Source organism: Streptomyces albidoflavus, from assembly GCF_000719955.1.
Taxonomy (GTDB): Bacteria; Actinomycetota; Actinomycetes; order Streptomycetales; family Streptomycetaceae; genus Streptomyces; species Streptomyces albidoflavus.
Genome location: NZ_JOII01000008.1, coordinates 106319 through 129784 on the forward strand (window position 1 = coordinate 106319; position 23466 = coordinate 129784).

At 73.0% G+C, this 23466-nt stretch carries 15 protein-coding genes; 11 read left to right on the plus strand and 4 right to left on the minus strand.

What is annotated here, in order from left to right:
• Positions 1-157: 157 nt before the first annotated feature.
• The 6 genes from IF45_RS0111810 (at position 158) to IF45_RS0111835 (ending at position 9055) form a co-directional block, all read left to right on the plus strand.
• A complete protein-coding gene (locus IF45_RS0111810) occupies positions 158-1654 on the plus strand; it encodes a sugar ABC transporter ATP-binding protein (protein ID WP_030307241.1) in 1497 nt (498 codons plus the stop codon).
• Positions 1651-2670: an ABC transporter permease gene (locus tag IF45_RS0111815; RefSeq protein ID WP_010641477.1), complete on the plus strand. Its 1020-nt coding sequence runs from the start codon at positions 1651-1653 to the stop codon at positions 2668-2670. The genes IF45_RS0111810 and IF45_RS0111815 overlap by 4 nt, the downstream gene beginning before the upstream one ends.
• Positions 2667-3701, plus strand: a complete 1035-nt coding sequence (locus IF45_RS0111820) for an ABC transporter permease (protein WP_030307243.1) — start codon at positions 2667-2669, stop codon at positions 3699-3701. The genes IF45_RS0111815 and IF45_RS0111820 overlap by 4 nt, the downstream gene beginning before the upstream one ends.
• Positions 3698-4909 carry a substrate-binding domain-containing protein gene (locus IF45_RS0111825; protein WP_015506939.1) on the plus strand — a complete coding sequence of 404 codons (1212 nt, stop codon included), beginning with the start codon at positions 3698-3700 and terminating at the stop codon, positions 4907-4909. The genes IF45_RS0111820 and IF45_RS0111825 overlap by 4 nt, the downstream gene beginning before the upstream one ends.
• Positions 4906-5778, plus strand: coding sequence for a sugar phosphate isomerase/epimerase family protein (locus IF45_RS0111830; RefSeq protein WP_003951452.1), 873 nt, complete (start codon positions 4906-4908; stop codon positions 5776-5778). Before IF45_RS0111825 ends, IF45_RS0111830 begins: the two co-directional genes overlap by 4 nt.
• A 148-nt stretch (positions 5779-5926) precedes the next feature.
• Positions 5927-9055, plus strand: a complete 3129-nt coding sequence (locus IF45_RS0111835) for a ThuA domain-containing protein (protein WP_030307245.1) — start codon at positions 5927-5929, stop codon at positions 9053-9055.
• Positions 9056-9130: 75 nt separating this feature from the next.
• Here the strand turns inward: IF45_RS0111835 and IF45_RS0111840 are convergent, their stop codons facing one another.
• Positions 9131-10390, minus strand: a complete 1260-nt coding sequence (locus IF45_RS0111840; RefSeq protein WP_030307246.1) for an MFS transporter — start codon at positions 10388-10390, stop codon at positions 9131-9133.
• Between the two features lie 151 nt (positions 10391-10541).
• On the opposite strand from IF45_RS0111840, the gene IF45_RS0111845 reads away from it, so the two are divergent.
• Positions 10542-11135: a TetR/AcrR family transcriptional regulator gene (locus IF45_RS0111845; protein ID WP_018469829.1), complete on the plus strand. Its 594-nt coding sequence runs from the start codon at positions 10542-10544 to the stop codon at positions 11133-11135.
• Here the strand turns inward: IF45_RS0111845 and IF45_RS0111850 are convergent.
• Positions 11111-12850 carry a stealth family protein gene (locus IF45_RS0111850; RefSeq protein WP_030307248.1) on the minus strand — a complete coding sequence of 580 codons (1740 nt, stop codon included), beginning with the start codon at positions 12848-12850 and terminating at the stop codon, positions 11111-11113. The genes IF45_RS0111845 and IF45_RS0111850 overlap by 25 nt on opposite strands.
• 355 nt (positions 12851-13205) lie before the next feature.
• Here IF45_RS0111850 and IF45_RS0111855 point away from each other — a divergent pair, with 355 nt between their 5' ends.
• Together IF45_RS0111855 and IF45_RS0111860 are read left to right on the plus strand one after the other, a co-directional pair.
• Positions 13206-14366, plus strand: coding sequence for an alkaline phosphatase PhoX (locus IF45_RS0111855; RefSeq protein ID WP_030307250.1), 1161 nt, complete (start codon positions 13206-13208; stop codon positions 14364-14366).
• Positions 14367-14654: 288 nt separating this feature from the next.
• Entirely contained in the window at positions 14655-16571 is a 1917-nt protein-coding gene (locus IF45_RS0111860) for a right-handed parallel beta-helix repeat-containing protein (protein WP_030307252.1), read from the plus strand.
• Between the two features lie 68 nt (positions 16572-16639).
• Here the strand turns inward: IF45_RS0111860 and IF45_RS0111865 are convergent, their stop codons facing one another.
• A complete protein-coding gene (locus tag IF45_RS0111865) occupies positions 16640-16828 on the minus strand; it encodes a hypothetical protein (RefSeq protein ID WP_010641463.1) in 189 nt (62 codons plus the stop codon).
• 180 nt (positions 16829-17008) lie between these two features.
• Here IF45_RS0111865 and IF45_RS0111870 point away from each other — a divergent pair, with 180 nt between their 5' ends.
• Entirely contained in the window at positions 17009-19273 is a 2265-nt protein-coding gene (locus IF45_RS0111870) for a heavy metal translocating P-type ATPase (RefSeq protein ID WP_030307255.1), read from the plus strand.
• 76 nt (positions 19274-19349) lie between these two features.
• Here IF45_RS0111870 and IF45_RS0111875 read toward each other — a convergent pair whose 3' ends face one another.
• The gene (locus IF45_RS0111875) at positions 19350-21551 is read right to left on the minus strand and encodes a discoidin domain-containing protein (RefSeq protein WP_003951460.1); all 2202 of its coding nucleotides are present in this window, start codon (positions 21549-21551) and stop codon (positions 19350-19352) included.
• Positions 21552-22207: 656 nt separating this feature from the next.
• On the opposite strand from IF45_RS0111875, the gene IF45_RS0111885 reads away from it, so the two are divergent.
• On the plus strand, positions 22208-23404 hold the full coding sequence (locus tag IF45_RS0111885; RefSeq protein ID WP_030307258.1) for an FAD-dependent oxidoreductase: 1197 nt from the start codon (positions 22208-22210) through the stop codon (positions 23402-23404).
• Positions 23405-23466: the final 62 nt, after the last annotated feature.

Here is a 23466-nt window from a genome sequence, read left to right on the forward strand (position 1 = left end):
CTAAGGAGGAGTTCTGCTGCTCACAAGGCGCCCATTGTTCGGCAGCCGTTCTAAGTCGCGCTCAACTCCGTTGAAAACAAAGTTACTTGGTCCCTTGACAGGTCAAAGGTCCGGGCGGACTCTGCTCGGCAGACCGCTGACCGAGGAGCCAGTCGCGATGCTGACGATGCAAGGCGTGTCCAAGAGTTTCCTGGGGGTGCGCGTCCTCCACGACGTCGATCTCGACCTGCGGGCGGGCGAGGTGCACGCCCTGGTGGGGGAGAACGGCGCCGGCAAGTCGACCCTGATGAAGATCCTCGCCGGGGAGCACGTACCGGACGGCGGGAGGCTCACCCTCGACGGCACCCCCCGCTCCTTCACCCACCCCGCCCAGGCGCAGGCGGCCGGAATCGGCGTCATCCACCAGGAGTTCGCCCTGCTGGAGCACCGCACGGTCGCCGAGAACGTCTTCCTGGGGCGCGAGCCGGGCCGCTTCGGCCTGGTCGACCGGCGCACCATGGAGCGGCGCACCGCCGAACTCCTCGGCGAGATCGACGAGACGGGCATCACCCCGCGCACCCCCGTCCACACCCTCTCCGTCGCCCGCCGCCAGACCGTCGAGATCGTCAAGGCGCTCGCCTCCGACGTGCGGGTCCTGGTCATGGACGAGCCGACCGCGCCGCTCGCCGAGCACGAGGTGGCGCGCCTGGCGGCGCTGGTCCGCCGGCTCGCCGCCCGGGGCCTGGGCATCCTCTACATCTCGCACCGGCTGCGCGAGGTCTTCGACCTGTCGCAGCGGATCACCGTCCTCAAGGACGGCCGGCGCGTCACCACCCTGGACACCGCCTCGACCGACTCCGCCGCCGTCGTCCGCGCCATGGTCGGCCGCGACCTGGACGCCTACTACCCGCCGCGCGCCCGCCCCGAGGAGATCAGCGAGCCGGTCCTGACCGTCGAGGGCGGCGCCAACGACCGCCTCGCCGGGATCGGCCTCACGGTGCGCGCGGGCGAGGTCGTCGGGGTCGCCGGGCTCCAGGGCTCGGGCCGTACCTCGCTGGTGCGGGCGCTCTTCGGCGCCGCGCCCTTCACCGCCGGGACGATGACCGTCGCCGGGCGCCCCCTGCGCCCCACCCGCCCCCGCGAGGCGATCCGGGCGGGCGTCGCCCTGGTCACCGAGGACCGCAAGGGTGAAGGGCTGGCGCTGCGTCAGTCGGTCCGGGACAACGCGCTGCTCGTCACCCGGGCCGTGCCCGGCCGGACCCGGCCGCCCTCGGCGCGCGGGGCCGCCGCCCTGCTGGAGCGGGTGCGGCTGCGCGCCTCGGCCGACACCCAGGAGGTCCAGTACCTCTCCGGCGGCAACCAGCAGAAGGTGGTCATCGCCAAATGGCTGGCCGCCCGCCCGCGCGTGCTCCTCTTCGACGAACCGACCCGGGGCGTCGACGTCGGCGCCAAGGCCGCCATCCACACCCTGGTGCGGGAACTGGCGGCGGAAGGGCTCGCCGTGCTGATCGTCTCCTCCGAACTCCCCGAACTCCTAGGCATGAGCGACCGGGTCCTGGTCATGGCCGACGGCCGCCTCGCCGGGGAACTGCCCGCGGGCGCCACCGAGGAGGCCGTCATGCGCGTCGCCACCGGCGGCGACGGGTCCGGCCCGGACCAGGAGGACGCGGCATGACCGGCGACCTGCTCACCGCGCCCGGCGAGAAGTCCGCCGCCCCCGCGCCCCGCCCCGGCCGCCGGCTGCGCCTGACCGACCCGGTGACCGGCGTCTGGCTGGCCGCCCTCGCCGTCACCCTGCTCGGCTGGGCCGTCGTCGCCGCGCAGGGCGGGCAGTTCCTCACCACCACCAACGTCGTCGCCGTCCTCCAGAACAGCGTCGCCCTCGGCCTGGTCGCGGTCGGCCAGTCGATGGTCATCCTCACCGGCTCGCTCGACCTGTCGGTGGCGTACCTGATCAGTCTGGGGACGCTGGTCGCCGCCCAGACCATGCAGAGCGGCGGCGTGCTGCTCGCGGTCCTCGCCACCCTCGCCCTGTCGGTGGCGGTCGGGCTCGCCAACGGCCTGATCGTGGCGGGGCTCAAGGTCAACGCCTTCATCGCCACCCTCGGCACCGCCTTCATCCTGCGCGGCTGGATCGAGGATCAGTACACCGGCCCGGCCGGCCAGGTCACCGCCGGCTTCCAGCGGCTCGGCTACGACCGGATCGGGCCCGTCCCCGTCTCCGTGTTCCTGCTGCTGGCCGTCGCGGGGGCGGCCTGGTTCCTGACCCGCCGCACCCGGCTCGGCCACCATCTGTACGCCACCGGCGGCGACGAGCACGCCGCCCGGCTCTCCGGGGTCCGCACCCGCCGCACCGTGGTCGTCGCCCACGTCCTGTGCTCGCTCTGCGTCGGCGCCGCCGCCCTCTTCCTCGCCGCCCGGCTCGGCGCGGGCGCCCCCTGGGCCGGCACCGAGGCCCGCTACGACCTGGAGTCGATCGCCGCCGTCGTCCTCGGCGGCACCGCGCTGGCCGGCGGGCGCGGGGGAGTGGCGGGCACCCTCGGCGGGGTCCTCGTCCTCGCCGTCCTCGACAGCGTCTTCAACCAGCTCGCCGTCGACCCGTTCTTCAAGAACGTGGTGCGCGGCGTCGTCATCATCGCCGCGGTCGCCCTCTACGCCCGCCGCCGCACCCCTCGCCGGAGGACCGCATGAGCACCGCCGCCACGGCCCGGCCCGCCCCCGGCACGGGCCGCCGCCTGCTGACCGCGCTGGGCACCGCGACCCCCGTCTACGTCCTGCTCGCCACCGTGCTGATCGCCCTCGCCCTCACCGACCCCGGCTTCTACGAGGCCGACCGCCTCCTCGCCTTCGTCAAGCGGGCCGCGCCCCTGGTCATCCTCGCGACCGGCCAGTACCTCGTCATCGTCTGCGGCGAGTTCGACCTCTCCGTCGGCGCGATCGTCACCGCCGGCGTGGTGGTCGCCGCCCAGCTCTACGCCTCCTTCCCCGCGCTGCACTGGCTGGTCGCCACCCTCGTCCTGCTGGCCGCGGGCGGCGCCGCCGGACTGGTCAGCGGCCTGGTGACGACCAGGCTCCGCGTCCCCTCGTTCATCACCACGCTCGGCATGATGCTGATCCTGGAGGGCGCCGTCTTCTTCTGGACCGGCGGCTCCCCCCAGGGCGCCCTGCCCGCCGCCTTCCGCGCGCTGGGCCGGGGCACCGCCTTCGGCTGGCTGCCGTGGGCGGTGCCGGTCTGCCTCGCCGTCGGCGTCGGCGCGTACCTGCTGATGCGGGCCGACTTCGGCCGGACCCTGCTGGCCACCGGCGACTCCGAACGCGCCGCCCACCTCTCCGGGGTGCGGGTCACCCGGGTCCGCGTCACCGCCTTCGTCCTCTCCGGCGTCGCGGCCGGCCTCGCCGCCGTCCTCGTCGGCGGCTTCTCCGGCGTCTCCGCCCAGGCCGGCCAGGGCTACGAGTTCGAGGCCATCACCGCCGTCGTCCTCGGCGGGGTGCTGCTCGGGGGCGGCCGGGGCTCGGTGGTCGGCGCCATGGCCGGGGCCTTCTCCCTCCAGGCCCTCTTCACCCTGCTCAACCTCCGCGGCGTCTCCGGCGCCCTGGAGTCCACCGTCCAGGGCGTCATCGTCATCGCCGCCGTCGGTCTGGGCGCCGCCGACTACTCCCGCCTGCGCCGCCGCCGTACCCGCTCCCCGGACACCCGATCCCCGGAAGGGACCACCCGATGAGACCGCGTTCCGCCCCCCTCACCGCGCTGGCCGCGCTGCTCGGCGCCGCCCTCCTCGCGGGCTGCACCAGCGACGCCCCCGCCGACGGCCCCGCCGCCCCCTCCGCCGGCGGCTCGTCCGCCGCGGCGGACGGCTCGGGCGACTCGGACTTCTTCGACCAGGCCGAGTACGACCGCCAGCTGGAGCTGGCGAAGGAGACCCCCGAGGGCCCGAAGGGCAAGCCGTGGGAGCAGATGCTGCGGCCGGAGTTCGTCTCCACCACCGCGTACGCGAAGAAGGGCGGCGGCGACGCCCACCTCTGCTTCTCCAACGCGGGCGTCTTCAACCCCTGGCGGCAGGTCGGGCTGAAGAACATGCGGGCCGAGGTCGAACTCCACGAGGAGATCGGCAAGTTCACTGTCCTGGACGCCCAGGGCAAGGACGACAAGCAGATCTCCGACATCCAGGAACTCACCGGCAAGGGCTGCGACGCGCTCATCGTCTCGCCCAACACCACCGCCACCCTCACCCCGGCCGTCGAGCGGGCCTGCGAGAAGGTCCCCGTCATCGTCTTCGACCGGGGAGTCGAGACCGACTGCGCCGTCACCTTCATCAGCCCCGTCGGCGGCTACGGCTACGGCGCGGCCGCCGCCGACTTCCTGGTGGAGAGGACCGAGCCGAAGGCCAAGATCCTCGCCCTGCGCATCTCGCCCGGCGTCGACGCCCTGGAGACCCGCTGGTCGGCGGCGAAGCGCGCCTTCGACAAGGCCGGGGTGGAGGTGGTCGACGCCAAGTTCACCGACGGCGACCCGGCCCGTACCAAGTCGATCGTGGCCGACGCGCTGATCCGGCACGGCGAGATCGACGGGGTGTGGATGGACTCCGGTGCCACCGCCGTCGCCGCCGTCGAGGCGTTCGAGGACGCCGGGCAGGAGGTGCCACCGATCACCGGCGAGGACCAGCAGGACTTCCTGACGGCGTGGAAGGAGAAGAAGCTCACCGCCGTCGCCCCCGCCTACCCGACCTTCCAGTGGCGCACCCCGGTCATCGCCGCCCTGAAGATCCTCGCCGGCGAGGAGGTCCCGAAGGAGTGGACCCTGCCCCAGCCCGTCATCACCGAGGCCGACCTGGACGACTACCTGAAGCCGGGCATGCCGCCGCTGCACTACGCCATGTGCGGCTGCGAGGAACTCCCGGGCTTCCCCGAGAAGTGGGGAGGCAAGGAATGACGGCCGCCCTGCCGATCGGCGCCAACCCCTGGATCTGGTACTCCCCGGTGACCGGCCGCGAACTGGCCGCGCTGCTGCCGCGCCTGGCCGGCTGGGGCTTCGACTGCGTCGAACTCCCGCTGGAGAACCCCGGCGACTGGAAGCCCGCCGAGGCCGCCGCCCTCCTCGGCGGGACCGGCCTCGCCCCCGCCGCCGTCGTCGCCGTCATGCCGCCCGGCCGCGAACTGGTCCGCGCCGGGGCCCGCACCGTCCAGGAGACCCAGGACTACCTGCGCGCCTGCGTGGACGCCGCCCACGCGCTGGGAGCGCCCGCCGTCGCCGGGCCGGTCTACAGCTCCGTCGGCCGCACCGGACGCCTCGACGAGGCGGCCCGCGCCGAGGCGTACCGCCAGTGGCGCGAGCACCTGTGGCCCGTCCTCGAACACGCCCGGGACGCGGGCGTGCGGATCGCCGTGGAACCCCTCAACCGGTACGAGACCAGCCTCTTCAACACCGTCGCCCAGACCCTGGAGGGGATCGGCGACCTGCCCGGGGAACTGATCGGCCTCGCCCTCGACACCTACCACCAGAACATCGAGGAGCGCTCGCTGCCCGGTGCCGTCCGGCAGGCGCGCGGCCGGATCGCGCACGTCCAGGTCTGCGCCGCCGACCGGGGCGCACCCGGCGCCGACGCGCTCGACTGGCCCGGCTTCCTCGCCGAACTGGTCGCGGGCGGCTGGGGTGGGCCGCTCTGCATCGAGTCGTTCACCGCCCACAACGCCTCCATCGCCGTCGCCGCCTCCGTCTGGCGGCCACTGGCGGAGAGCCAGGACGCCCTCGCCGTCGACGGCCTCGCCTTCCTGCGCGGCGCCCTCACCACCCTCCCCTGAACCTCCCCCCACGGCGGCCGCCCGGGCTCCCACCCCCACCCGAGGGAGCCCGGGCAGCGGACCGGAGCACACCCCCACCCAGCCCCCGCCGGGAACGCACCGGACCGGACGGGACCCCCCACCGCACGAGCCGCAGAGAGGACCGCACATGCGCCACCCCGCACGCGCCCTACGGAGATCGGCCGTCGCCCTCGGCAGCGCCCTGCTCCTGGCGCTGACCGCCCTGCCCGCCACCGCCGCCCCGCCCGCCGCCGACCCGGACGAGGACAGCTTCCGCGTCCTGCTCTTCACCCGAGCCGTCGGCTACGTCCACGACTCCATACCCGCCGGCATCACCATGTTCGAGGAGGAGGCCGAGGAGAACGGCTTCGAGGTCGTCCAGAGCGAGGACCCGGCCGTCTTCGACGCCGGGAACCTCGCCGGGTTCGACGCCGTCGCCATGCTCCAGAACTCCGGCATGGTCTGGGAGACCGAGGAGCAGCGCGAGGCGATGCGCGGCTACGTCGAGGGCGGCGGCGGCATCGTCGCCGTCCACAACACCCTCGACATGGGCGTCGAGGAGGAGTTCCCCTGGTGGGACGAGCTGATCAACGGCGGCGCCCACATGCCCGCCCACTCGCCCGGCGTCCTCCAGGGCACCGCCAAGGTCGCCGACCGCGTCCACCCCTCCACGAAGCACCTCCCGGACCGCTGGGAGCGCGCCGAGGAGTGGTACAACTTCGACGCCAACCCGCGCGGTGACGTGCACGTCCTGGTCACCGCCGACGAGACCACCTACGACCCCGGCGACGCCGCGATGGGCGCCGACCACCCCATCTCCTGGTGCCGCACCTCCCAGGGCGGCAAGGTCTGGGCCACCGCGATGGGCCACGACGCCGCCTCGTACCAGGAGGAGGCGTTCCGCGAGCACGTCGTCGGCGGCCTCAAGTGGGCGGCCGGGAACGCGCCGGGCGACTGCGGGGGCACCGTCTGGGACGGGTACGAGAAGGTCACCCTCGACGACAACACCGCCGACCCGATGGAACTCGACGTGGCCGACGACGGCCGGGTCTTCTACGTCCAGCGCAGCGGCGAGCTGAACATCTTCGACCCCGCCACCCACACCACCCGCACCGCCGGCAAGCTCGACGTCTACACCGGCGGCGAGGACGGCCTGGTCGGCATGGAACTCGACCCGGACTTCGCCGAGAACCACTGGGTCTACCTCTACTACGCCCCGGCCGGCGCCGAGGAGGACGTCAACCGGCTCTCCCGCTTCACCGTCGAGAACGGCACCCTCGACAAGGAGAGCGAGAAGAAGCTCCTGGACGTCCCCGCCTACCGCGACCGCACCTTCCCCGAGCCCGGACACACCGGCGGCGCCGTCGAGTTCGGCCCCGACCGCACCCTGTACCTCGGCGTCGGCGACGACGTGCCGCCCAACCTCGACCCCGACTGGCAGGGGTACGCCCCGCTCGACTGGCGCGAGGGCAAGGAGCGCCTCGACGCGGCCCGCACCGCCGGCAACACCGACGACCTGCGCGGCAAGATCCTCCGCATCACCCCCACCGACGAGGGCGGCTACACCATCCCCGACGGCAACCTCTTCGCCGAGGGCACCGAGGGAACCCGCCCCGAGATCTACGCGATGGGCTTCCGCAACCCCTTCCGTTTCACCGTCGACCAGAAGACCGGCGACGTGCACGCCTCCGACTACGGCCCCGACCGCGGCCTGCCCACCACCGACCGCGGACCCGAGGGCCTGGTCGAGTACAACGTCATCAAGAAGGCCGGCAACTACGGCTGGCCCTTCTGCCACGGAGACAACCAGCCCTACGCGCCCTACGACCCGGACACCGGTGAGGTGGGCGAGAAGTTCGACTGCGACAACCTCGTCAACGAGTCCCCCAACAACACCGGCCTGAAGGAACTCCCGCCCGTCCAGCTCCCCGAGATCTGGTACGGCTACGGCGACTCCGAGACCTTCCCCGAGGTCGGCAGCGGCGGCTCCGCCCCGATGAGCGGCCCCGTCTACCAGTACGACGCGGACAACCCCTCGCCCACCAAGTTCCCCGCCTACTACGACGGCGCGGCCTTCTTCTACGAGTGGTCCCGGGACTACGTCAAGGAGCTCCGCTTCGACGACGAGGGCTCCCTGCTGAAGATCAACGACTTCCTCTCCACCAGCAAGTTCAGCAAGCCCATGGACATGACCTTCGGCCCCGACGGCTCCCTCTACCTCCTCGAATGGGGCTCGGAGTTCGGCGGCGGCAACAACGACTCCGGCCTCTACCGGATCGACTACGCCCAGGGACAGCGCAACCCCGTCGCCAAGGCGGCCGCCTCCGCCACCGACGGCCCGGTCCCCCTGGAGGTCGACTTCACCAGCGAGGGCAGCGAGGACCCCGACGGCGACTCCCTGGAGTACGCCTGGGACTTCGACGGCGACGGCACCTGGGACTCCACCGAGGCCGACGCCACCCACACCTACACCGAGAGGGGCGACTTCACCGCCCAGCTGAAGGTCACCGACTCCAGCGGCAAGTCCGGCTACGCCAACATCCCCGTCACCGCCGGCAACACGGCGCCGAAGGTCACCGTCGAGACGCCGGTGGACGGCACGCTCATCGAGTTCGGCGACAAGATCCCGTACAAGATCACCGTCACCGATCCCGAGGACGGGGAGATCGACTGCGACCAGGTGGTCCTCAACCCGGCCCTCGGCCACGACGACCACGAACACCCCACCACCGACCTGCGCGGCTGCGAGGGCACCGTCGACACCGGTGACCTCGGCGGCCACCCCGAGGGCGCCGACCTCACCTACGTCCTCAACGCCCGCTACACCGACCACGGCGCCGAGGGCACCAGCGAGCTGACCGGCTACGGCCGCTCCGTCCTCCAGCCCCGCCACAAGCAGGCCGAGTACCACGACGACCAGTCCGGCACCCGCGTCGTCAGCCAGGAAGGAGCCGAGAACGGCAAGCGGATCGGGGACATCTCCGACGGCGACTGGATCGCCTTCGACCCGATGAGCGTCGAGACCGGCGTGGGCAGCGTCACCTACCGCCTCTCCTCACCCGAGGGCGGCGGCGCCGTCGAACTGCGCGCGGGCGCCCCCGACGGCGAACTCCTCGCCACCACCCCCGTCCCGGCCACCGGCGACTGGGACGCCTACGAGGAGACCGACCCGGTGGACGTCGCGGCCCTGGCCGGGACCCACAAGCTCTACCTCGTCTTCACCGCGCCGAACGAGAACTCCTTCGACATCGACTCGGTCACCTTCCACGCCCCCTGACCGGGCCGGCTCCCGCCGGCCTACGGCGGAGGGATGGGCCGTCCGTCCCCCCAGGAACGGGCGGCCCATCCTGTCTCAGGGACGGCCCGCGCCGTCGTCCACCGGGGCGGCCGTCGTGGCGTCCGGCCACGGCGGCACGGCCGTCGCGGCCACCCGGGGCCCGCGCGGCCGCAGCGCCGGGGCGAGCAGGGCGGCCACCACCAGCAGGCCCAGCACCACGCCCATCGTCGGCCGCAGCCCCACATGGTCGGCGAGGAAACCGAGCGAGGGCGGCCCCACCAGGAAGGCCAGATACCCGGCGGTGGCGACCGCGCTGACCCGGGCGGCCGCCCCCTCGGGGTCGTCGCCCGCCGCCGAGATGCTCACCGGGAAGCCGAGCGAGGCGCCGAGCCCCCACAGCACCACCGCCGCACCCGCCACCAGCGGGCTCGGCGAGAAGACCACCAGGGCGACCCCCACCGCCGCCACCGCCGCACTGGCCCGCACCACGGCCGCCCGCCCGAACCGCTCCAGGAACGGCCCGCCCGCGAACCGGCCCACCGTCATCGCGACGGCGAACGCCGTGTACGTCAGCGACCCGGCGGTGGCGCTCACCCCGTGCCCGTCGACCATCAGCAGCGGCAGCCAGTCGTTGGCGGCGCCCTCGGTGAACGCCATCACCAGCACGATCATCCCGATCAGCACCAGCCGGCCGTCCCGCCACACCCGCAGCGCCGCCAGCCGGTCCCTCGGCCCCGCCGCGGCCTCCGCCGCCGCCTCCCGGCCGGTCCCGGCGGGCACCGCACGCACCGCCCAGACCGTGGCCGCCGCCGTCAGCACCGCCACCGCCAGCAGATGGGCGCCGACGGGGAAGTGCGCCGCCGTCAGCGCCAGCCCGAGCAGCGCCCCGAGGACCGTGCCGAGGCTGAAGCAGCCGTGCAGCACCGGCAGCACCGGCCGGCCGATGCGCCGCTCGACGGCCGCGCCCTCGATGTTGACCGCCACCTCGGCGAGGCCCAGCCCCGAGCCGAACAGGGCGAGCCCCGCGAAGACCCCGCCCGCCAGCGACCACTGGGCACCGCCCGCGGTCACCGCGAGCCCGGCGGTCAGCACGGCCGCGCCGCCCCACATCACGGACCGCCCGCCGTACCGCCGCACCAGCGGCCCGGAGACCAGCACCCCCGCCATCGACCCGGTCGACAGCCCGAACAGCACCACGCCCATCCCGCCGGTACTCACCCCGAGCGCGTCCCGCACCGCCGGCGTCCGCGCCACCCAGGAAGCCATGCCGACCCCGGCGACCAGCATGAGGACGAAGAGGGCGGCACGCCAGCGGCGGGTGGCCTGGTCCAGCACGGCAGAATCCTCGGCAGACACGGGGCGGGAACGTACGGTCGTACGCCCCCGGAGTGTACGACCGTACGCCCGGCACCCGCACCCCGTCTCCGCGCCCGGCGCTACCGTGAGGCCCCGGCGGCGCACCCGCACCGCACGACCAGGAGGACCAGTGGCGACCGGAAAGACCGACCCCGACCGGCGGGAACGCATCCTCGCCGCCGTGCTGGACCTCATCGCCGAGGACGGCGTGGCCGGCGTCTCGCACCGCAAGGCGGCGGCGCGGGCCGGGGTGCCGCTGGGCTCGATGACCTACCACTTCGCCTCGATGGACGAACTGCTCCGCGAGGCGTTCACCCGCTTCTCCTCGACCATCGTCGCGGTCTTCGAGGAACGCCTGGGCGCCGCGACCACCGCCGACGAGGCCCGCGCCGCCGTGGTCGGCCTCGTCCACCACCTCTCCAGCGGCAACCAGCGCGACCTGATCCTCACCCAGGAGCTCTACACGCTGGCCGCCCGCCGCCCCGCCTACCGCGAACTGACCCGCGCCTGGATGGCCCGCAGCCGCACCATCCTGGAACGCCACTTCGACCCCGACACCTCCCGCCAGCTCGACGCCCTCATCGAGGGCCTCTCCCTCCACCGCGCCCTGGACACCGAACCCCACGAACGGGCGGTGACGGTGGAGGCGGTGGAGCGGATCACTGCCGGAGGCACCTCAGGCGGGCGCGAGGGTGCCGGTCAGGCCGGGCCGCCGCGCTCGTAGCGGCTGGGGAAGGGGAAGTACGTCTCCAGGAAGGTGTGGATCTTCCGGTTGATGGCGTCCTGCTCGTCGGCGGGGCTGTTGACGTCGTTGAGGCAGAAGAAGTCGAACCGGCGGTTGGCCACCAGCTCCTCCAGCCGCTCGCCGGCGTCCGGGCGGGCCACGTCGATGTACCGGGTCTTGTACGTGCCCGGCACGGCGCGACCGGTCAGGAACGCCTGGTGGTGGTGGAAGGAGGCGCCCATCGCGATGTCCGTCGGGGCGCGGAAGCGGGAGCGAGCGGTGCGGTCGACCTCTTCGGCGAACCGCTCCTCTATCTCCCGCATGACCGAGCGGATCTGCGGGTGCGGGGTGTGGGCGAACTTGTTGACGGTCATCCGCCCGTGTTCCTCGCGCAGCAGCCGCCGGACGTTCTTGCCCGCCGAGTTGGGCGCGGGCTCCTCCGGGTGCGGGGCGCCGAGGCCCAGCTGCGAGGGGGAGAAGGGCAGCTTGGCGATGCCGTTGCCGTGGAAGAAGTGGTTCGGGGTGACCGGGCGGCCGAGGAAGATGTCGTCGTTGAAGTACAGGTAGTGCTCGGACAGCCCGGGGATGCGGTGGAGCTGGGTGCCGATGGCGTGCGAGTTGAAGACCGGCAGGGCCTCGGGGGAGCGGAAGATGTCCTTGTGGTCGACGACGTGGACGCCCGGCGCGGAGGTGTCGAGCCAGGCCGGGGTCTGTCCGTCGGTGACGATGTAGATGTTCCGCAGGAAGGGCGCGTACATCTGCAGGGAGCGCAGTGAGTACTTGAGTTCGTCGTGGCTGGTGTAGCGGGAGGCGCCGGCCTCCCGGGAGGAGGCGCCCGGTGCGCCGCCGGTCCGGTGGGCCTCGCGCTTGGCGGCCAGGCCGGGGTCGTCGCCGTCCACCCAGGTGTAGACGACGTCGAGCGGGAAATCGACGGTGTCGATGACCGGCTCGACGAACTCGGCGAAGGTCGGGTGGCCGCTTCCGCCGATGGTGCGGACGGCGGGCGTCTGCGCCTGCGCGGGCACCACGTCGGAGACCGCGTTCTGCCGGGGACCCACGAGTGCCCCGGCCAGCAGCGCGGGCGGTGCCTGGTACCGCAGGCCCCGCAGCAGCTCCGTGGCGCGCTCGTCGCCCTCCTCCGCCCCGTCGAGCAGGTGCTGCCCGTCCCGCCAGAACTCCACGTCGCAGCCACGGACGAGCCCGGCGAGTATCTGGCCGGACGGGCCGAGCAGGATCTCCCCGAACCGGATGACGGTCCGGCGTTTCAGTTCGGCGGGCAGCGCGCCCTCGGCGTACAGCGCCGCCTCGTCCGGCCACGGGTTCCGGCCGGGCTCCGCCGCGTAGAGGGCGGTGGTCGCGAACAGCTCCCGCAGGGCACTCAGCAGAGCCTTGCGGTCCGAGAGGCGGACACCGACGACGTACCGCTGGACCGAGCGGCCCGGCACCATGAAGTAGTCGACGCCCGCGTGGCGCAGCGCCTGGGTGACCAGGCCGAGGTTGCGCTGGGCCGCCTCGGCCTCCTCCAGGCTGTGCACCCGGCGCCCCACCCAGACGCGTTCGCCGGCCTCGACCTCGGCCAGCTCCGGGTCGCCGGCCAGCAGCGCTTCGCGCCGCTTCGCCGCCTTCTGCGCCGCCTGTTCGGCCTCGTCGGCCACGGAGGCGCCGCGCCGCGTGTCACGGCGCAGACGGGAGAGGAGCGGCTTGGGCGTCGACATGAGCGTCCGATCTGATCAGGCCGACGGGGGAGGCGGTCTCTCGACCGGCCTGGCGAGGTGGCCGCTGCCTCGGCGCGTTCTCCGTACCTGCTCACACTGCCGTTCGACGGTGGACCGGCGCTACGCCCACCGGGCAAGCGTGAGGCGCCCGTGCCTCATTCGCGGCCGAAATGCATTCTTTTCCCGTACAACCTTCCGGTCCGGACCGCCATGCGGTGCTGAAAGCCGAGGTCGGACGGTGTGTCCGCTGTTCATTGGTTGTCCATGTTCGGTCAACTGCGGGGCTCTAGGGTTCCGGCCGAGCGGGACCCCCGGCCAACGGGCCGGGGGGCGGACTACACCCCACGGAGTGGCAGTGGAACGTCGAAGCTTCCTGCGCACCACGGTCGTCGGCACCTCGGCCGTCGCCCTCGGCGGCAGCCTGTGGGCCGGCACGGCCCACGCGGCCCCGGCCCAGCCCGGCCCCGGCCCCTACGGCCCGATCGGCTCCGCCGACGCCCAGGGCATCCGGCTGCCCGCCGGCTTCCGCAGCCGGGTCGTCGCCCGGACCGGCCGGCGAGTGGCGGGCACCTCGTACACCTGGCACCCCGCGCCGGACGGCGGCGCCTGCTACGCCGACGGCGGCGGCTGGATCTACGTGTCCAACTCCGAGGTGAGCCCGGACGGCGGGGCCGGGGCGATCCGCTTCTCCTCCTCCGGCGACATCACCGGCGCCCACCGCATCCTCTCCGGCACCCGCACCAACTGCGCGGGCGGCAGCACCCCGTGGCAGACCTGGCTCTCCTGCGAGGAGGTCGACCGGGGGTACGTCTACGAGACCGACCCGTGGGGCGTGAAGGCGGCGGTGCGGCGGGACGCGATGGGCCGTTTCAAGCACGAGGCCGCGGCCGCCGACCCGGTCCGCAAGGTGGTCTACCTGACCGAGGACGTCACCGACGGCTGCTTCTACCGCTTCACGCCCACCACCTGGGGCGACCTCTCCACCGGCCGCCTGGAGGTGCTGCGGATGGGCTCCGGCACCAGCGGCGCCGTCACCTGGGCCGCCGTCCCCGACCCGTCCGGCGCCGCCACCGCCACCCGGAACCAGGTCTCGGGCGCCAAGCGGTTCAACGGCGGCGAGGGGTGCCACTACGCCGACGACACCTGCTGGTTCACCACCAAGGGCGACAACCGGGTCTGGCGGTACGACGCCGTCGCCCAGCGCCTCGACCTCACCTACGACGACTCGCTGGTGACCGGCGGGGCCGCGCCCCTGACCGGCGTCGACAACGTCACCGGCAGCTCCTCCGGCGACCTGTACGTCGCCGAGGACGGCGGGTCGATGGACATCTGCGTCATCACCCCGGACGACGTGGTCACCCCGTTCCTGCGGATCGAGGGCCAGTCCGCCTCCGAGATCACCGGCCCCGCCTTCTCCCCGGACGGCACCCGCCTCTATTTCTCCAGCCAGCGGGGGACCAGCGGCAGTTCCTCCGGCGGCATCACCTACGAGGTCACCGGCCCGTTCCGCCGCTGACCCGCTCCCGCACCGCGCCTCGCCCAGGCCGTCCGGCCGCCCCGCCCCGGGGCGCCGGGCGGCCTTTCGGCGTGTGCGAACCGTTGACAGGGTCATGGCGTCGATGAAAACTCTCACTGTCCGCCCGCATGGCAGCGACTGAGCTACGCAAAAAGCTTGCATTGCTGACGTAAGAACGGGTGGATGGCTCACGTACCGCCCGTGCCGCCGGTAGCCCCCACGCCGCTCCACGCCCCCGACGTGCACGCCTGAATCGACTCTGTCGACCCCACGGAAACAGAGGACACCATGCAGTGGAAACACGTCACACGCCGTCTGGCCTGCGGGGTTCCCCTCGCCTGCCTGCTCGCGGCCGGCCTCGCCCCCAGCGCGGCCTCGGCCGCCGACCCGGAGGCGGCCCGGGGTGCGGAAGCCGCCCGGAGCGCCGCCGCCGACCGGGGCGCCGACCTGCCGTACACCGAGTACGAGGCGGAGGACGGCACGTACGAGGGGACGCTCCTCGAGGCCGACGAGAAGCGGACCTTCGGGCACACCAACTTCGGCACCGAGTCCTCCGGCCGCAAGTCGGTGCGGCTCGACTCGACCGGCGAGTTCGTCTCCTTCACCTCGACGGCGGCGGCCAACTCGATCGTGGTCCGCAACTCCATCCCCGACGCGCCCCAGGGCGGCGGCATCGACGCCACCCTCAGCCTCTACGCCGACGGTGAGTTCGTGCAGAAGCTCGAACTCTCCTCCCGGCACAGCTGGCTGTACGGCAACTCCGACGACCCGGAGTCGCTGACCAACACCCCGCAGGCCGACGCGCGCCGCCTCTTCGACGAGTCGCACGCGCTGCTGGAGCGGAGCTATCCGGCCGGCACCGAGTTCAAGCTCCAGCGGGACGCGGGTGACGACGCGGAGTTCTACGTCGTCGACCTGGTCGACCTGGAGGAGGTCGCGCCCCCGGCCGAGAAGCCCGCCGAGTGCACCTCGATCACCGAGTTCGGCGCCGTCCCCGACGACCAGGGCGACGACACCGACGCGCTCCAGGCCGCCGTCACCGCCGACCAGAACGCCGAGATCGACTGCGTCTGGGTCCCGGCCGGCCAGTGGCGCCAGGAGCGGAAGATCCTCACCGACGACCCGCAGGACCGGGGCGAGTTCAACCAGGTGGGCATCAGCGACGTCACCATCCGGGGCGCCGGGATGTGGCACTCCCAGTTCTTCACCCTGACCGAGCCGCACTTCGCCGACGGCATCAACCACCCGCACGAGGGCAACTTCGGCTTCGACATCGACGACAACGTCCAGATCTCCGACCTGGCCATCTTCGGCTCCGGCCGGATCCGCGGCGGCCCGGACGGCGCCGAGGGCGGCGTCGGCCTCAACGGCCGGTTCGGCAAGAACACCAAGATCTCGAACGTCTGGATCGAGCACGCCAACGTCGGTGTCTGGGTCGGCCGCGACCACAGCAACATCCCCGAGCTGTGGGGGCCCGGCGACGGGCTGGAGTTCACCGGCATGCGCGTCCGCAACACCTACGCGGACGGCATCAACTTCACCAACGGCACCAGCAACTCCACCGTCGCCGACTCCTCGTTCCGCAACACCGGTGACGACTCCCTCGCCGTCTGGGCCAGCCGCTACGTCAAGGACCCGGCGACCGACATCGGCAGCGACAACACCTTCACCCACAACACGATCCAGCTGCCCTGGCGCGCCAACGGCATCGCCGTCTACGGCGGCCACGGCAACACCATCGAGAACAACCTGATCTCCGACACGATGAACTACCCGGGCATCATGCTCGCCACCGACCACGACCCGCTGCCCTTCTCCGGCGAGACGCTGATCGCCGGCAACGGGCTGTACCGCACCGGCGGCGCCTTCTGGGGCGAGGCGCAGGAGTTCGGCGCCATCACCATCTTCCCGGCCGGGCAGGACATCACCGGCGTCACCATCCGCGACACCGACATCGAGGACTCCACCTACGACGGCATCCAGTTCAAGAACGGGGGCGGCGCCGCCCCCGGCGTCACCATCAGCGACGTCACCATCTCCCAGTCGAACAACGGCGCCGGCATCCTCGCCCAGGGCGGCGCCCGGGGCTCCGCCACCCTCACCGACGTCACCATCTCCGGCTCCGCCGACGGCGACGTGGTGATCGAGCCGGGCTCGCAGTTCCAGATCACCGGCGGCCCGGCAGGAGTGACGCCCCTGCGCTGACCCGGTACGGACGGACGACCGTGGCCCGGCCTTCCCGCGAGGGGGAGGCCGGGCCACGGTGTGTCCGGTCAGGAGGCCGGGGGAGCGTCGTGGTCCTGGCCGTGCTCCTCTCCCGCCCCGCCCTCCTGGTGCTCGCTGTGCTCGACCGGGGCGACCGGGGCGGGCTCCGGGCCGAACCGGTCCCCGACCCCGTACGCCGCCCCGAAGGCGACGGCCAGCCCGGCCGCGTACAGCCCGATCCGTACTCCTGTGTGCATGACCGCTCCCTCGTCCCCGCCGGTGCCGGCGCCTGCCGGGTGAAATCTGCCTCCAAGGTACCCCCTGGGGGTATCAAGTCAAGCGGTCAGAATCCCTTGCGATCGATACCGCTGGGGGGTATACCTGGCACCGAAGGGTACCCCCTGGAGGTATCCGGGACCGACGGAGAGGCAGTGGGTATGAGCGGCCGGACGACGACAGCGGGCAGCGCGGAGGTCGAACTCGCCATCGGCGGGATGACCTGCGCCTCCTGCGCCGCGCGCATCGAGAAGAAGCTCAACCGCATGGAGGGCGTCGAGGCCACCGTCAACTACGCCACCGAGAAGGCCAAGGTCTCCTACGCCGGACCGGTCGCGGTCGGCGACCTGATCGCCACCGTCGAGGCCACCGGCTACACCGCCCGCGAACCCGAACCGCCCCGCGCGGAGAGCGGACCGGCGGCCGGCGACGACGGCGACGCCCGCGCCGAGGAGGAGCTGCGGCCGCTGCGCCGGCGGCTCGTCACCGCCGTGGTGCTGGCCGTCCCGGTGATCGCCATGGCGATGATCCCGGCCCTCCAGTTCACCTACTGGCAGTGGCTCTCCCTCACCCTGGCCGCCCCCGTCGTCGTCTACGCCGCCTGGCCCTTCCACAAGGCCGCCTGGACCAACCTGCGGCACGGGGCCGCGACCATGGACACCCTGATCTCGGTCGGCACCTCGGCCGCCTTCCTCTGGTCCCTGTGGGCGCTCTTCTTCGGCACCGCCGGAACCCCGGGGATGACCCACCCCTTCGAGTTCACCGTCGCCCGCACCGACGGCGCCGGGAACATCTACCTGGAGGCCGCCGCCGGCGTCACCGCCTTCATCCTCGCCGGACGGTACTTCGAGGCCCGCTCCAAGCGCCGCGCCTCCGCCGCGCTGCGCTCCCTGATGGAGCTGGGCGCCAAGGAGGTCACCGTCCTGCGCGGCGGCCGTGAGGAGCGGATACCGGCGGGCGAGCTGCGCACCGGCGACCGCTTCGTGGTCCGCCCCGGCGAGAAGGTCGCCACCGACGGCACCGTGGTCGAGGGCTCCTCCGCCATCGACGCCTCCCTGCTCACCGGCGAGTCCGTCCCCGTCGAGGTCGGCGCGGGCGACTCGGTCACCGGCGCCACGCTCAACGCCGGAGGCCGCCTGGTCGTCGAGGCCACCCGGGTCGGCGCCGACACCCAGCTCGCCCGGATGGCCAAGCTGGTCGAGGAGGCGCAGAACGGCAAGGCCGCCGCCCAGCGGCTCGCCGACCGCATCTCCGCCGTCTTCGTGCCGGTCGTCATCGCGCTGGCCGTCGCCACCTTCGGCTTCTGGCTCGGCACCGGCTGGGGGCTGACCGCCGCCTTCACCGCCGCCGTCGCCGTACTGATCATCGCCTGCCCCTGCGCGCTGGGGCTCGCCACGCCGACCGCGCTCATGGTCGGCACCGGACGCGGCGCCCAGCTCGGCATCCTCATCAAGGGCCCCGAGGTCCTGGAGAGCACCCGCAAGGTCGACACCGTCGTCCTCGACAAGACCGGCACCGTCACCACCGGCCGGATGACCCTGCTCGCCGTGCACACCGCCGCCTCCACCACCGAGGAGGAGGCGCTCCGCCTCGCCGGAGCCCTGGAACACGCCTCCGAGCACCCCATCGCCCAGGCCGTCGCCCGCGCCGCCGCCGACCGCACCGGCCCGCTCCCCGCGCCCGAGGACTTCGCGGGCGTCGCCGGTCTCGGTGTCCAGGGCGTCGTCGAGGGCCACGCCGTCCTCGTCGGCCGGCCCCGCCTCCTCGCCGAGTGGGCGATCGAGCTCCCCGCCGGGCTGGAGCGCGCCCACGCCGGGGCCGAGGCCGCCGGGCGTACCGCCGTCGCGGTCGCCTGGGACGGGGAGGCCCGCGCGGTCCTGGAGGTGGCCGACGCCGTCAAGGAGACCAGCCCCGAGGCGATCCGCCGGCTGCGCGCGCTGGGCCTCACCCCGGTCCTGCTCACCGGCGACAACCGGGCCGCCGCCGAGTCGGTCGCCCGCGAGGTCGGCATCGACCAGGTCATCGCCGAGGTGATGCCCGAGGACAAGGCCGAGGTGGTCAAGGGGCTCCAGGCGGAGGGCCGTACGGTCGCCATGGTCGGGGACGGGGTCAACGACGCCGCCGCCCTCGCCCAGGCCGATCTCGGCCTCGCCATGGGCACCGGCACCGACGCCGCGATCGAGGCCGGGGACCTCACTCTGGTCCGGGGTGACCTGAGGGTGGCCGCCGACGCGGTGCGCCTGGCCCGGCGCACCCTCGCCACCATCAAGTCCAACCTCTTCTGGGCCTTCGCCTACAACGTGGCCGCCCTGCCGCTGGCCGCCGCCGGCCTCCTCAACCCGATGATCGCCGGCGCCGCGATGGCCTTCTCCTCGGTCTTCGTGGTCGGCAACTCGCTGCGGCTGCGCCGGTTCAAGGGGGCCTGACCCCCACCGCGTACGACGCCGGGAGCCGGCCCCCACCGCGGGGACCGGCTCCCTCTCCCTTGTGCCGCGGTGCCCGTCAGGGCAGCGGGAACTCGGTGATCGTCGACGGGATCGTGTCCGACCCCTGGGTGGGCTCGCCGACCTGGTTGATCACATGGTCGAAGTGCCCGTTGCCGCCGAGCGAGACGGTCAGCAGCCCGTGGAACTTCACCCCGGGCTTGACCGGTGCCTGGAAGCCGTGCTCCTGGCGGATGCTCGGGTCCACGTTGTAGTAGCAGTAGCTGCCGAGCCCCCATCCCTCGTGCGTCTCCACCGAGTCCTCGACCTTGTAGGCCGCGTACCCCCGGGTGTCGCCGTTCTGGATGGCCGCCTGGTTGGGCGCGTCGTACGCCTTCTCGTTCTGGAAGAAGATCGTCCGGCCGCGCTCACCGGCCCACACCACGTCGTACTTGTTGAAGTGCTCCACGAAGAGGCCGGTGGCCAGCACGTCGTCGCCATTGACCTGGACGCCGTAGTCGGCCCGGTTGGTCTCCCAGCCGACGCCCTCGCCGTGGTCGGCGCGCCAGATCCAGGTGTGGTCGATGATCGTGTCGTCGCTGTTGACGACGAGGCTGGTGGTGGCCTTGCCGGGACCGGCGCCGCCGATGCGGATGAAGACGTCCTGCACGGTCGTCGGGTTGGCCGCGTGGTCGGCGGAGGAGCCCTCCTCGCCGATCTCCACCAGCGTCTCGGAGTTCTGCGTGCCCGCGTCGATCAGGAGCCCGGCCAGCCGCACCCCGTCGACGTCGCCGACCTTCAGCGCGGTCACGCCGTTGTCCGGGATGATCGTGGCGTAGCCGAGGCCGAGGACCACGGTGTTCGCCCGGTCGACGTTGATCGCCTCGTCCACGTGGTAGATGCCCGGCGTGAACAGCAGGTGCAGCCCCTGGTCGACGGCGGCGTTGATGGTCGCCGCGGTCGCCCCCGGCTTCACCACGTAGAACTGGTCGAGCGAGAGCGACTCCCCCTGCTGGTTGCCCTCCCACGAGACGCCCCGCGCGTTGGTGCGCTTCTCGGGCACGAACACCTTGTAGTCGTCGCCGTCCAGGTACAGGAACGGCTTCTCACGGGAGATCGGCGTGGTCTCCAGCGTGGTGTACGGCGGCTCGGGGAAGCCCTGCGCCGGGGCGCCCTGCACGCCGGAGAAGACCATGTTCCAGACGCCGTTGGTCCAGCCGCCGACCGAGCTGTCGCGGGTGTACCACTGCTGCTGCGAGTAGGGGCCGACGGTGCCGTCGATCTTGGAGTCGGCGATGTAGCCGCCGCTGGCCCAGCCGTAGCCGTCGGGCGCGAGGTTGAGGCCGCCGCGGACGTGCATCCGGCGGAACGGCGCCGCCTGCGACACGGCCCAGCGGTTGGTGCCGTTGACCGGGCTGAGCGAGAGGTTCTCCGCCGAACGCCAGAAGTTCTGCGTGGCGTTGCCGTCGAACCAGCCGGCGTCGACCGTCACGTCCCCGTTGAAGTGGGTGTCGTCGGGGGAGAGGCCGAGCCCGGAGATCCCGGTGTAGAAGCCGATCTGCACATTGAGGTCGTTGTACGTGCCCGGCTTGAACATCAGGGCGTGGCGCCCCTCGCCGAACTGCGCCGACTCCTGCTCCTTGAAGATCTGGTCGACCGTGCCCTGGATGTCCGGCGTCGACGGGTCGAAGACGTGGACGTTGGGGCCGAGGTCGCCGCCGGCCTCGATGGGACCGACGCCGGTGCCCGTTTCGCCGTACACCTGGAACTCCCAGAGCGAGTAGCCGTACTGGGTGGCGCGCTCGGTGCCGGTCAGCCGGACGTACCGGGCGTCGCCGCTCAGCGGGACGGTCTCGGTGCCGCCCTTGCCGTCGGTGGTGGAGTGCGCGGTGCGCCAGCTCTCGCCGTCCTCGGAGAGCTCGATCTTGTAGCCCTTGGCGTAGGCGGCCTCCCACTGGAGGACGACCTTGGAGACGGCGGTCTTGGCCCCCAGGTCGACCTGGAGCCACTGCGCGTCGCTGTCGGCGCTGGACCAGCGCGTCGAGGTGTCGCCGTCGACTGCGAAGGTGGCGGGGGTGCCGTAGTTCTCCTGGCTGGAGGCGGTGACGTTCTTGTTCTGCGAGACGAGCGCGGGCGCCGCCTGCGCCGAGGTCGCCGGGAGCATGACCAGCGCGGTGGCGGTGAGCGCGCCCGCCACCAGCGCCGAGACGCTTCTGCGGTACCGGGCGCGGGGGCGTGGTCCGCCGCCCGGTCGTGGGGGCCGGAGGGACGTGGTGAGCATGTCGGCTCTCCTGAGCTGTCGGGGTGCGGGGGTGGACGCCCGCCGCCTCGTCCGGGCGGTGGGCGGCGGTGCGGGTGGGGCCGAGTGAGCACAGGGAAGGGCGGGAGAACGCCTGGGGAGCGCTCTCCATGGGGGCTGATGGTTCTCCCGGAAACCTGACGCGTCAAGAGTTGTCACAAGACGTGAAGGAAGTCCCGACGTGACGTCAGAAAGTGAAGCCTGTGGGGGAGTTGGGCCGGTGGAGGGTGGCGCGGGCGCCTGGCCTCCGCTTTTCCCTGGGCGGGGCGTGCGGTGACTCCGGCGTGCGCACGGCGGGTCCGGGGCGGCTGCCCGGCGAGGAGGCGTCTGCTGTGGCGAACGCGTTCGCGCTGAACTTGTTCGCAACGAACATGTTCGTTACGGTGAAGTGGTGACGGCGGGGACCCGTGCCCGGCGGCCGGGCCCGAGCCGTACGCCGCCGCCCTCGTCCCGTACGCGAACCGGTGAGGCGTCCACCTCTCCCTTCGCGACCGGCAACGCCACCGGACCGAATCTCCGGAGCCGCGCAGCCGGGGCGTGGTCAGTGTCTGCAAGGGTCTTCCGTCCCGGCCGACACCGCACCGCGCACCACCCGCACCCACCCCTTCACGCCCGCGAACATCGCCCCAGGAGCTCCCATGACCACCACGACCACAGCCATAGCCACAGGTGAGACCACGTCCACCACGCCCGTCCCCGAACACCACCCCCTCCTCGTCGTCGGCGCCGGACTCGGCGGGCTCACCCTTGCCCGGGTCCTGGCCCTGCACGGCGTCCGCTGCACCGTCCTCGACCTCGACCCCGCCCGCGACGCCCGCCCCCAGGGCGGCATGCTCGACCTGCACGAGGACGCCGCCCAGCGGGCCCTGCGCGAGGCCGGGCTGTACGAGGAGTTCCGCCGCCTGGTGCAGCCGGGCGGCGAGGCCACCCGCGTCCTGGACCGGCACGCCACCGTCCACCACGCCGACGACGCCGAGGGCGGCCGGCCCGAGGTCCACCGCGCCGCCCTGCGCGACCTGCTCCTCGACTCGCTGCCCGCCGGAACCGTCCGCTGGGGCGCCAAGGTCACCGCCGTCACCACGCTCGGCGACGGCCGCCACGAGGTCACCCTCGCCGACGGCACCCGCCTCACCACCGGCCTCCTCGTCGGCGCCGACGGAGCCTGGTCGCGCGTCCGCCCGCTGCTCTCCGACGCCGTCCCGGCCTACACCGGCATCAGCTTCGTCGAGGCCGACCTGACCGACGCCGACCGCCGCCACCCGCGCGCCGCCGCCCTCGTCGGCTCCGGGCTGCTCTTCGCCCTCGACCAGGGCAAGGGCTTCCTCGCCCACCGCGAACCGGGCGCGCGGCTGCACACCTGCGTCGCCCTGCGCTGCCCCGCCGGACTGCTGGACACCCTCGACCTCGCCGACCCGGCCGCCGCCCGCCGCCAGGTGCTCGCCCACTTCGACGGCTGGGACGCGGACCTGTGCGCCCTCCTCGCCGACGGCGACGGCCCGCTCGTCGCCCGCCCCATCCACGCCCTGCCCGCCGGCCACCGCTGGGAGCGCGTCCCCGGCGTCACCCTGCTCGGCGACGCCGCCCACCTCATGTCCCCGTTCGCCGGGGAGGGCGCCAACCTCGCCATGCTCGACGGGGCCGAACTCGCCACCGCCCTCCTCGCCCACCCGGACGACCCCGAACACGCCCTCACCACGTACGAAACGGCCCTCTTCCCCCGCAGCGAACGCTCGGCCCGCGACTCCGCCGAGAGCCTCGAACTGTGCTTCGGCCCGGACGCGGCGGGGCGGCTGGCGGCGATGATGGGCGGGGGGTGGGGGGACGGGGGTGCGTGAGGGTGTGCCGCCGCTTCCGTCCCGAGGCGCTGGGATGAGTTCCCGTCCAGGTCAGGGCGGGC